Here is an 11,757-nt window from a genome sequence, read left to right on the forward strand (position 1 = left end):
TTATGTTTGGTTCAACGGATAACAGGTATGGCTTCAGGCATGGATATTGATAGTCTAGTCAAAGCGATGCTCACAGGACAGCAGTCAAAAGTAGACAAATTAACGCAAAAAAAGCAAACGGTAGAATGGCAGCGCCAAGCATACCTGGATATGAATACGAAGATTAATGATTTCCGCAATAACAAGGTTTATAATTTTAAGCTTGAAGGCACGCTTGCCGCTTCGAAAGTAGGGATCTCGGGAAATCAGGATGCCGTTAGCGCTAAAGCGACGGGGGATGCCGTAGCGGGGAACTTGGTTGTGAAGGTGAAAAGTCTGGCGACTGCAGCGAGCATGAATAGTTCAAGTGATGTAACGGTTGATCCAACGAAGTCATTAGCTTCCCAATTTAGTAGCTTTGGATCGGCTACCACAGGTTCCATTAAGATTAACGGAAAAGAAGTTACTTTTGACCCCACGAAGGATTCATTAAATACAGTCATAAGTAAGATTAATAAAGAAACGAACGTAACTGCTTTCTTTGATGGGAAGAAGCTATCCCTCATGTCCAAACAAACGGGACTTGTTAATGGAACAGGAACTGGGGATAAGATTGTTGTAGAAAGCGGTACCTTGGCAACGGAATTAAAGCTGGATGGGACTAGTTTTAAAGCGGCAGCCAATGCCGAAGTTTATATTAATGACTTGCTTACTTCCCAACAAAGTAATTCTTTCAGGATTAACGGAGTGGATATTACTTTAAAAACAGTTAGTCCGTCTACTGATCCTGCACGCCCGGATAATCCCAGTGTCTATACTGCATCGACTATTACCATCTCCCGAGATACAGACAAGATTATGGAGTCTATCAAGAGCTTCATAACGGACTATAACGATATGCTCAAAACGCTTCAGGATAAAGCGGATGAAAGCCGTTATCGGGATTTCGCGCCTTTGACTTCTGAGCAGAAAGAAGCGATGAAAGAGAAGGAGATCGAGCAGTGGGAAGAGAAGGCCATGAGCGGCTTGCTCAAAAACGATTCGGTCTTATCAACGTTAATAAGCGATATGAGACTGGCTGTCACCTCAAAAGTGGATAACGGCTCAAAGTATAATACGCTTTCGGCAATAGGCATTACAAGCTCGAGTTATTATGATAACGGAAAATTGAATGTGTCGGACGAAAAAAAATTAAAAAAAGCATTAGAGGAAGATCCGCAAGCGGTTCTTGACTTGTTCACAGCCAACGGAACTGGAAAAACCGATCGGTCGGATATGGGCATTGCAGAGCGAATATACGCGGATGCGCAAAAAGCGATGGATCAAATCAAGAAAAAGACCGGATACTCCTCCATTCTTTTGGACGAAACGGTTCTGGGCAAACAAATGCAGCTTTTATCGAAGCAGATTACGGCAGGCACCAGCCGTTTATCTGATCTGGAAACCCGTTACTATAAACAGTTTTCGGCCATGGAGAAGGCGATCCAGCAATATAACCAACAGTCGACGAGCCTGGCGGGATATTTCAGTTAAGTACGTATAGAAAACGATCCATTGGAGGAATAGGGTATGCAACAACTGCAGCGTAACAAATACTTGGAGAATTCCGTTCAAACCGCTACTCCAGCCCAACTTTTGATTATGCTTTACGATGGGGCGATTCGTTTTTGTAAACAAGCCATCGCTGCGATCAAGCAAAACAATTATGAGGAAGCTCATATCAATTTAACAAAGACACAGGACATCATCTCCGAATTCGTTATTACACTGGATAGAAATTCATCCATCGCCGAATCTTTATTGAGACTGTACGAGTACTTTAATTTCCGCTTAATTGAAGCCAATATCCAAAAGAAAGCAGAGTCGGCCGAGGAAGTATTAGGCTACCTGATTGAATTGAAGGAGACTTGGATGCAAGCGGTGAAGGCAGGACAAAGCGGAAATGCAAAGCTTGGATGATCTCATCAGCCGCTTGGAGTTCCTTACAGGGGAAATTATGGAGCGGTTGTCCGTGGCGGCAATGGAGGATGTCGAGGAATTTGTTTTGCAGCGGGATGCCTTGATCGAGCAAATTGTATCGGTGCGCCGAACGCCTGAGGAAAGAGCCTCCTTCAAAGATCGGGTGGAAGTGACACTTCGATGGGATGACCTGATCGTAGGCAGAATGAATAAACTAAAAGAGGAAGCTCAAGACGGGCTAAAAAAAATGAGCTTAGGTAAGGTGCAAAGAGGGGCTTACGAAATAGATTATACCCCCGACAGCGTATTTTTCGACCGAAAAAAGTAACCTGCAGAATTAGACTCTTGTTTCGAACAGGGGTCTATTTGTTATTTACAAGCCTGTGGACAATGTGCATAACTCTGTTGATAACTTTGCGGAAAATGTCGGAAAACCGCGATATGACGGGCTTTTTGGCTGTGAATGAATTGTTCACCGGATGTTAATACGCGAATTTTCGAAATATTTTGCTAACAGCGTTGGTATTGATTGACATGGGCGTTCGGACAGTGATATAGTCAATTTGTGAGCAAGAGCTTGCAGTTATTTGATAACGAAGGGAATGTTTTACATGCAAGGTAAAGTAAAATGGTTTAACGCAGAAAAAGGTTACGGTTTCATCGAGCGCGAAGACGGGGGCGACGTATTCGTACACTTCTCCGCAATCCAGACAGACGGTTTCAAAACCCTTGAAGAAGGACAATCTGTTGAGTTCGATATCGTAGAGGGCGCACGCGGACCACAAGCAGCTAACGTAATCAAGTTGTAATCATCCGGCCTGTCGGCCGAATTATAGATGGTTAACGGTTTGAAGCTTAGCAGCGGCGACAAACAACACTCTGGAGCAATCCAGGGTGTTTTTTTTGTGCTTCAACTTGTCAATAATTTACGCGGCAATGTAAAGTTTTTTTGAAGGCGGAGGGAGAATATAGTATAATGTAGGTATGAAAGGAGGAGTTATACATGAAATTCAACATTCGCGGTGAAAACATCGAAGTAACTGAGGCGTTGAGAGACCATGTTGAGAAAAAGCTGAGTAAGCTCGAAAGGTACTTTGAAGCTCCCCCTCTATCTGAAGTTAGCGTTACTTTAAGTGTTGCCAAAGGTTTTCAAACGATCGAGGTGACCATTCCGCTCCCAGGTTTCATGCTCAGGGCGGAAGAACGGCATACGGACATGTATGCTTCCGTCGACCTCGTGGTGGACAAGTTGGAAAGACAAATTCGCAAAGCCAAGACGAAAGCCAACCGGAAAATTCGCCAAGAAGGCGGCATCAAAGATTTGTTCCGGGTAGAATCGGGCATGAGCTACATCCAGGATGAAGAGGAAGACTATGAATTGGTGCGGACGAAGCAATTTACGCTGAAGCCGATGGATGTAGACGAAGCGATCTTACAGATGAATATGGTTGGACATAATTTCTTTGTTTTTGCTAATTCCGATACATCGCAAGTGAATGTGGTCTATAAGCGCAACGACGGGAAGTATGGATTGATCGAACCGGCCCGTTAATTCAAAGGCTTCGAAAGGAATCTTAGTGGAATGACAACGAGCTTGTCCGGAACTGGCAGCGGGGTTGCGTCGTAAGTCTCGATGGAGACGGGCGATGTCCGCTTGCCGGGGGTCGGGCAGGCTCTTTTTAGTATATAAGGGAATTGCAGTGGTTTGTTGCGGTGCGTGTCGCAAACTGCTACAATTTAGGCTATGGATTACTGTTCGATAAAGGAAGGGGATTAGCAGCATGCTAGGACTCGTGAAAAAAATATTTGGCGACTCGAATGAGCGCGAATTAAAGCGCATGTGGAAAGCAGTAGAATATATCAATTCGTTGGAGCCTTCGATCGAGGCGCTTTCCGACGACGAGCTTCGCAATAAAACGGTCGAGTTCCGCGAGCGTCTGGAGAAGGGCGAGGATTTGGATGACCTGCTGCCGGAAGCTTTTGCCGTCGTGCGGGAGGCGTCCAAGCGCGTGCTCGGCAAGCGTCATTACGACGTGCAGCTGATCGGCGGTATGGTGCTGCATGAAGGCCGGATCGCGGAAATGCGTACAGGTGAAGGGAAGACGCTCGTCGGCACCCTGCCGGTTTATTTGAATGCGCTGCTGGGCAAAGGCGTGCATGTCGTTACGGTCAACGATTACTTGGCGCAACGCGATAGCGGCGAAATGGGAAAGATCTATGACTTCCTTGGCATGACGGTCGGAGTGAACCTGCCGAATATGGCGCATGAGGAGAAGCAGCACGCTTACACCTGTGACATAACGTATGGGACGAACAACGAGTTCGGCTTCGATTATTTGCGTGACAATATGGTTGTATATAAGGAGCAAATGGTACAGCGGCCGCTTTATTACGCGGTCATTGACGAAGTCGATTCCATTCTGGTCGACGAGGCGCGGACGCCGCTCATTATTTCCGGACAAGCTGCCAAATCTACGGATTTGTACTATATGGCTGATCATTTTGTGAGCAATTTGAAAGAAGAAGAAGACTATACGATCGATGTAAAGCTCCGCTCGGTCGCTCTGACCGAAGTGGGCGTGGAGAAAGCCGAGAAAGCGTTCGGCATCGAGAACTTGTTCGATCACGAGCATGTGACATTGAACCATCACGTCCAACAGGCGCTCAAAGCGCATGTCATCATGCGCCGCGATGTGGATTACGTCGTTCAGGAAGAAGAGATCGTGATCGTCGACGAATTCACCGGCCGGTTAATGACGGGCCGCCGCTACAGCGAAGGTTTGCATCAGGCGATCGAGGCGAAAGAGAAAATCAAAGTTCAGAACGAATCGATGACTTTGGCGACGATCACGCTGCAAAACTACTTCCGGATGTACCGCAAGCTGTCGGGGATGACCGGTACGGCGAAGACGGAAGAGGAAGAGTTGAAGAAAATTTACGGACTTGAGGTTATCGTCGTTCCGACGAACAGACCGATGGTTCGTAAAGATATGCCGGACGTCGTCTATAAGTCGATCGGAAGCAAGTTCCGGGCCGTTGTGGACGAAATTGTGGAACGCCACAAGAACAACCAGCCTGTGCTGGTTGGTACGATTTCGATCGAAAACTCGGAGCGGCTGTCCGAGATGCTGAAGAAAAAAGGCGTCAAGCACCAGGTGCTGAATGCGAAGTACCATGCGGAGGAAGCGGAAATCGTATCGCGCGCTGGGCAGCCGGGTACGGTCACGATTGCGACCAACATGGCCGGCCGCGGTACGGACATTATGCTGGGTACGGGTGTCGCCGAAGTCGGCGGCTTGCATATTATAGGTACGGAGCGGCATGAGAGCCGCCGGATCGACAACCAGCTCCGCGGGCGCGCCGGACGTCAGGGCGACCCGGGATCGTCGCAATTTTATTTGTCGCTTGAGGATGAACTGATGCGTCGTTTCGGTGCCGAGAACATCATGGGCATGATGGACCGGCTTGGATTTGAAGAAGACCAGCCGATCGAGAGCAAGTTGATCACGAAGGCGATCGAGTCCGCTCAGAAACGAGTGGAAGGGAACAACTTCGACGTGCGGAAGATCGTATTGCAATACGACGACGTGATGAACCAGCAGCGTGAAATTATTTACAAGCAGCGCCGCGAGGTGATAGAATCCGAGAACATTCGCGATATTGTGCTCGGCATGATTATGCCTGTCGTAGACCGCATGGTGGAAGCGCATTGTCCGGCGGATCTGGTTCCCGAGGAGTGGGATTTGCAGGCGATCGTAGACTACGCGAACGGCACGTTCCTTCATGAAGGGCAGCTGAACAAAGATGAGCTCTGGGGCAAGGAAAAAGACGAGATCATCGAATATATTAAAGACCTCATGAGACGCATTTACGAAGAACGGGAGCAGCAAATCGGGGAAGAATTCATGCGTGAATTCGAGAAAGTGGTTGTGCTGCGCGCGGTAGACAGCAAATGGATGGATCATATTGACGCGATGGATCAATTGCGTTCGGGTATCCATCTTCGCGCCTACGGCGGAACCGATCCGCTTCGAGAATACCAGTTCGAGGGCTACGAAATGTTCCAGGAGATGGTGCAAAGCATCCAGGAGGAAGTGGCCACATACATCATGAAAGCCCATGTGGAAACGAACCTCGTCCGCGAAGCCGTAGTGGAAGAGCACGAGATGGCTACAAACGGAGAGCCGGCGCCAAAACGGCCTGTCGTCAATAACGATGTCATCGGACGGAACGACTTATGCCCTTGCGGCAGCGGCAAAAAATATAAGCAGTGCCACGGAGTATAAGCTAGAGAAAGCGGGAGGTCGGGGTCTATACTCCGGTCTCCTTTTTTAAGAAAAATAACGAAAAAACTTTCGGGTAGAGGTGTTGCGTCATGTTAGAACCAGAGGTAAAGCGGGATTTGCAAGAAACGGCCAAGCGATTGGCTGAGCTCAGGGGGTCTCTTTGACTTAGATCTGAAGCTGGAGAAAATCGCCGATTACGAGGAGAAGATGTCGGCTCCGGATTTTTGGGACGATAATGAGAAAGCGCAGAAGCTGATTGCCGAGATGAACGGGATTAAAGGCAGCGTCGATCAATTTCAGGCGCTTGCCGCGGAGTATGAAGATCTTGCGGTGCTTGCCGAGCTTGCGCAAGAGGAGCAGGACGATAGTATGTCCGCCGATATTACGGCAGGCATAACGGCCATTATCAAAAAGCTCGAGGACTTCGAGCTGCAACTGCTGCTCAGCCAGCCGTATGACCGGCTGAATGCGATTCTCGAGCTGCATCCGGGCGCCGGCGGCACCGAGTCGCAGGACTGGGCGGAGATGCTGCTCCGGATGTACCGCCGCTGGGCGGAGAAGCGGGATTTCAAGGTCGAAGTGCTCGATTATTTACCGGGCGACGAGGCCGGCGTGAAGAGCGTGACGCTGCTGATCAAAGGCTATAACGCATACGGGTATTTGAAGGCGGAGAAAGGCGTTCACCGGCTTGTGCGCATTTCGCCGTTCGACGCTTCGGGAAGGCGGCATACGTCGTTCGTATCATGCGATGTAATGCCGGAGATCGACGATGACGTGGAGATCGATATCCGTACCGAAGATCTGAAGGTCGACACATACCGGTCCAGCGGCGCGGGCGGACAGCACATCAATACGACGGATTCGGCGGTGCGGATTACCCATATGCCGTCCGGGGTTGTCGTGAGCTGCCAGACGGAGCGTTCGCAGATCAAAAACCGCGAGCGCGCCATGAAAATGCTTCGTTCCAAGCTGTACGAGAAAAAAATCGAGGAGCAGCAAAAGCATTTGGCCGAAATTCGCGGCGAAGTATCGGATATTGCCTGGGGCAGCCAAATTCGCTCCTACGTATTCCATCCGTACAGCATGGTCAAGGATCATCGAACGTCCGAGGAAACCGGAAATATCGGCGCGGTCATGGACGGCGACTTGGATGCGTTCATCGACGCCTACTTGCGCCAGCAAATCAATAAACCGGAAAAAGAAGCGTAACCGGACATAAAACAATAAGCACCAGTTCATCCTACACTTAAGATAGAAGCCTCTGAGGAAGGGGCCGGGTGTAGGATTTTTTGCGTTCAGGGGAGGGTGGGAAATTGAATTCGGCAGAAGATAGAGAGGACGAAGGCAAAGTAGCTCCGGGGGAGAGCGGTTTGGCGCCGCGGAGCCGGAAAAAAACCGATACAATTGCCGCGGACAGCTTACGCGGACGAAGACGGAAGGGCCGAACGACGCGGGAAAGTCTGTGGGGACGCAGGTTATGGGAATACTTGCTGCTTATGAGCGGTTCTCTGATCATCGCGCTCAGCTTCAACTTGTTTCTGAGTCCGAATCAGGTGGCTTCCGGCGGCGTTACCGGGATCAGCATTATTGTGAACGCATTAACCGGGATCGAGCCCGCCCTTACGCAATGGGCGCTGAATATCCCGCTATTTATCGTCGGCGCTTGGCTGCTGGGAGGGCAATTTGGCGTGAAGACCGCGATCGGCTCCCTCATATTGCCGTTGATGATCTTGCTGACACGGGGGGTCCCCGCTTTGACGGACAACATCCTGCTGGCGAGTATTTATGGCGGCATGCTGGTCGGTCTCGGCTTGGGACTTGTTTTTCGCGGGAGAGGCTCCACGGGGGGGCTCGATTTGGCTGCGCAAATCATTCATCGGTATACAGGAATAGCTCTCGGACTCTGCGTGGCGATGCTGGACGGTGCCGTTATCGTAACGGCCGGTTTCGTATTGTCCCCGGAGAAAGCGCTGTACGCCTTAATCGGGCTATTCGTCACAAGCAAAACAATTAACGTCGTGCAGATCGGTTTCAGCTTTTCGAAGGTGGCTTTCATCATCTCAAGGGAGCCCGAACCGATTCGCGAGGCCATCTTGTTTGAGCTGGATCGCGGGCTGACGAAGCTGCAGGCGATCGGCGGCTATACGGGGGAAGAACGGACCGTGCTGATGGTCGTAGTGGGGCAGACGGAGGTCAGCCGGTTGAAGGAACTCGTGCGGCGAATCGACCCGAAAGCTTTTGTCATTTTGAGCGACACGAATGAAGTGCTGGGCGAAGGGTTTAATAAATCGGGATCGGGCTTGACTCCTTAGCATATAGTGTAGCGATATGGCAAAAATTTCAGTGCAAAAGCGGTCCGCCGGGGATTGAATTCTCTTACTAAATTCGATACGATTTCAGTCAGGCGGACATTGCTTGCTGGGGAGACGAAACGGGATGAAGAACCGATGGTGGATGATGCTTATCGCCGGCTTGGCGGCCGTGGGGTTAAGCAGTTTGGGGACCGTATACGGCATGACGGCGCGGGACAGCGACGGGAGCTTCCTGCTGCGCAACCCGTTGAACCGGAACGTGGACGTAGTAATTATCGGCACCGAGCTGGAGGGGATGCACCTTGCCCGAAGAGCCAAGCAAGAAGGACTTGGTGTGCTGATTCTGGAGCCGAAACAGCGGCTTGGGGGTCAATTGATCCAGGGGGAAATGCAATATCTGGACGGGGTTTACAACGAAAAAGGGGAGTCGATCGTACAAGGCGGGATGAAGGAGTTGTTCGAGCAATATGAAGCGGGGAATATCCGAAAAAAAACCCAATTCGCCTCCTATTTTCACAGGCTCATTCACGGAATCCCAATCGAGAAAGGGATCGCGCTCGATGGTGTCGCCGAGACGGACGGAACCGTTAGATCCATTCGGTATACGAAGGACGGGAAAAGTCATGAAGTACACCCGACCTACGTTGTAGACAATTCGGACGATGCGGCGCTTTTACGCAAACTATTTTTGGAACCGCTTCCAGGATTGGGGGCGTTATACCGTGGGGAGCGCAAGGTAGGAGACTCCGCTGCAGCGGCACCACAGCCTGAATTCATGAGCGCGACGTATATGATGCGGTTCAAAAATGTCGATTGGCAGCGACTGTACAGCCATTTCTGGAAACTGGATAAAATGGAGCGGGCAAGCTTGTACGGGCCGGACACCTATGTAGATGGGAACATTGCGTACGGATTTCCGCCTATCGTAGGCCGGTACCGTTTGAGCAACCCGCAAATGCTTAACTTGCGAGGGCTGAATATCGTCAATCAAGGGGACGGAGAGGTTTTGATCAACGCGCTTCAAGTATATGGGGTCGACCCAAGTAAACCGGAGACGATAGAGCGCGGGAAGCAGGCGGCGCGGGACGAAATGCCGGGCATTCTGGAGCACCTGCGACAGCATTTGACCGGCTTTGAGCGTGCGGAGCTGAACGGGGAAGCTCAAGAGCTGTACATCCGGGAGTTTTATCATTACCCGGCGGCTTATGTGCTTCAAGCTACCGATCTGATGAGCGGTCGAATGTTTTGGGACAATGTGAGCATCGGCGGGTATTTTATGGATATTCAGGGATCGCCGTCCAATCGGGAAGGACTAGCCGTCGGCAAACCGGATCAATACGGCATGCCGCTTCGCAGCTACCTTGCGAAAGGTTACAATAACGTCGTTATGGCCGGCAAGCTTGTAGGCTCGTCCGTTGTCGCTTACGGCAGCACGCGCATTCAGGCGAACGGAGTGCTTGCTGCGGAATCGATCGGCGTGCTGATGGGCCGAATGAACGGGCGAAGCCTCACGAGCGTGACGGAGCGGGAAATGGCTGACTTTCATGGCTACATGGACAAAAAGTACCGAATCCGGATCGCGCCGAAGGAAGCAAAAAACAAAATTGCGCATCTGAACGAGCAGGAGAAGGAGGAGCTTAACGCGGGAAAGCTGACGCTGCTCGGCGGTAATGTGGTGGCGAAGCATTTGCCTTTCATGAAAGTCCATGTCGGCGGAACCGCTCTCCGTTACACCGGAGGATTGAAGCCGCTCGTGATCGAAGGGCAGCCGTGGGCGCCGCTGCTCGAGACTTTTCACTTGCTTGGAGCTGTCCAAGTGCGATACGATGTGGATACGAAGCAAATTCGTTATGCATATAAAGAAGCGCCCCAGACGGAGCATTCGGCGCAAGTGCCGGTGCACGTGCTCAACAACTTTGCGTTGATCGGGCTGGAGGATGCCGCCAAGCTGCTCGAGTACAGGCTACTTTGGGATCCGGAGCGGGTGGAAGCGAGGCTGGAGCGACAGCAACTCGAGCCTTAAGGCGGTTTTTCGAGCTGGGATAAGAGGAAAAGCGGGCGGCTGCAGGCAAAAAATACGTTGTATTATTATACCTTCGGATGTATAATAATACATAGTTTTCATGTGGAGGGAACGGAAATGTCTACGAAATTGAGAGCGGCCATTATCGGGTCGACAGGATACGGCGGGGTCGAGCTCATTCGGCTTTTGCTTACGCATCCGAATGTGGCGATCACATCGGTTATATCTTCTTCCAGCGCGGGGGCTCCCATTGCGGACGGCTTTCCGCATTTAAATCAAATATTGACCGACAAGCTGGATGCCGTGGACGTGGAATTGATCCGCGAGAAGGCGGATGTCGTATTTCTGGCTACGCCTCACGGGGTCGCTTCGGAGCTTGCTCCGAGGCTGTACGACGCAGGGCTGAAGGTGATCGATATATCGGGCGACTTCCGGCTTACGTCCGGTGAAGTCTATGAAACATGGTATAAACATAAGCCTGCCGATGCCGCGTATGTGGAAAAAGCGGTATACGGGCTTGCCGAGGTGTTCGGCGAAGAAGTCAAGGGCGCGAGCTTCATATCGAATCCGGGCTGCTACCCGACGGCGACGCTGCTTGGGCTTGCACCGCTTGCGGCAAACGGCTGGATCGATCTGAAATCGATCATTGCCGACGCCAAATCGGGCGTTTCCGGCGCCGGACGCGGACTCAGCCTGCTCGTGCACTACTCCGAGATCAACGAAAATTTCCTTGCTTATAAGGTGAACAAACACCAGCATACGCCGGAAATCGAACAGGTGCTAAGCCGGCTCGCCGGGGAAGAAGTGATCATGACGTTCACGACTCATCTGGTGCCGATGACGCGCGGCATTTTATCGACGATCTATGTGAATTTGAAAGAAACGCGGAGCGAGGACGAAATTCGCGAGCTATATCGCAGCTATTATGAAGGGCGGCCGTTCGTCCGCATTCGGGATAAAGGGAAATATCCGGCGACGAAGGAAGTATGGGGCTCCAACTACTGCGATATCGGGCTGTCGCTTGACCCGCGCACGGGTCGGCTCACGATCATCTCGGTCATTGACAACGTGGTGAAGGGCGCAGCCGGGCAAGCGGTGCAAAACTTGAATTTGATGATGGGCTGGGATGAAGCGACAGGACTTGCGTTCACCCCGGTATATCCATAAAGGCATTGTGCGAACGAGGGAGAAGGGAACG

General features: G+C 51.1%; 10 protein-coding genes. All 10 read left to right on the top strand.

Annotated features, from left to right (window positions below; all coding sequences use genetic code 11):
- Positions 1 to 6 precede the first annotated feature (6 nt).
- The 10 genes from fliD (at position 7) to argC (ending at position 11,726) form a co-directional block, all read left to right on the top strand.
- Positions 7 to 1,512 (top strand): flagellar filament capping protein FliD, encoded by a 1,506-nt coding sequence (gene fliD / locus ACFQI7_RS29705; RefSeq protein ID WP_218102504.1) that lies wholly within the window; start codon positions 7 to 9, stop codon positions 1,510 to 1,512.
- 36 nt (positions 1,513 to 1,548) lie between these two features.
- A complete protein-coding gene (gene fliS / locus ACFQI7_RS29710) occupies positions 1,549 to 1,938 on the top strand; it encodes a flagellar export chaperone FliS (RefSeq protein WP_218102503.1) in 390 nt (129 codons plus the stop codon).
- Complete coding sequence (locus tag ACFQI7_RS29715) at positions 1,922 to 2,266, top strand: flagellar protein FliT (protein WP_218102502.1); 345 nt, start codon at positions 1,922 to 1,924, stop codon at positions 2,264 to 2,266. Before fliS ends, ACFQI7_RS29715 begins: the two co-directional genes overlap by 17 nt.
- Before the next feature lie 283 nt (positions 2,267 to 2,549).
- On the top strand, positions 2,550 to 2,747 hold the full coding sequence (locus ACFQI7_RS29720) for a cold shock domain-containing protein (RefSeq protein ID WP_036682971.1): 198 nt from the start codon (positions 2,550 to 2,552) through the stop codon (positions 2,745 to 2,747).
- A 194-nt stretch (positions 2,748 to 2,941) separates the two neighbouring features.
- Entirely contained in the window at positions 2,942 to 3,490 is a 549-nt protein-coding gene (gene hpf, locus ACFQI7_RS29725) for a ribosome hibernation-promoting factor, HPF/YfiA family (RefSeq protein ID WP_218102501.1), read from the top strand.
- Positions 3,491 to 3,719: 229 nt separating this feature from the next.
- The gene (gene secA, locus ACFQI7_RS29730) at positions 3,720 to 6,224 is read left to right on the top strand and encodes a preprotein translocase subunit SecA (RefSeq protein ID WP_218102500.1); all 2,505 of its coding nucleotides are present in this window, start codon (positions 3,720 to 3,722) and stop codon (positions 6,222 to 6,224) included.
- A gap of 89 nt (positions 6,225 to 6,313) precedes the next feature.
- Positions 6,314 to 7,433 (top strand): peptide chain release factor 2 gene (gene prfB, locus ACFQI7_RS29735; protein WP_218102499.1). Its coding sequence is split into 2 segments (ribosomal slippage): positions 6,314 to 6,385 and positions 6,387 to 7,433, totalling 1,119 coding nucleotides; the frame shifts between segments, so codons are not numbered across the junction.
- Between the two features lie 194 nt (positions 7,434 to 7,627).
- Positions 7,628 to 8,536 carry a YitT family protein gene (locus ACFQI7_RS29740; RefSeq protein ID WP_377518085.1) on the top strand — a complete coding sequence of 303 codons (909 nt, stop codon included), beginning with the start codon at positions 7,628 to 7,630 and terminating at the stop codon, positions 8,534 to 8,536.
- 124 nt (positions 8,537 to 8,660) lie between these two features.
- Positions 8,661 to 10,559: an FAD-dependent oxidoreductase gene (locus ACFQI7_RS29745; protein ID WP_218102498.1), complete on the top strand. Its 1,899-nt coding sequence runs from the start codon at positions 8,661 to 8,663 to the stop codon at positions 10,557 to 10,559.
- 117 nt (positions 10,560 to 10,676) lie between these two features.
- Entirely contained in the window at positions 10,677 to 11,726 is a 1,050-nt protein-coding gene (argC, locus tag ACFQI7_RS29750) for an N-acetyl-gamma-glutamyl-phosphate reductase (protein WP_218102497.1), read from the top strand.
- Positions 11,727 to 11,757 lie beyond the last annotated feature (31 nt).

Source organism: Paenibacillus allorhizosphaerae (assembly GCF_042659105.1).
Taxonomy (GTDB): domain Bacteria; phylum Bacillota; class Bacilli; order Paenibacillales; family NBRC-103111; genus Paenibacillus_G; species Paenibacillus_G allorhizosphaerae.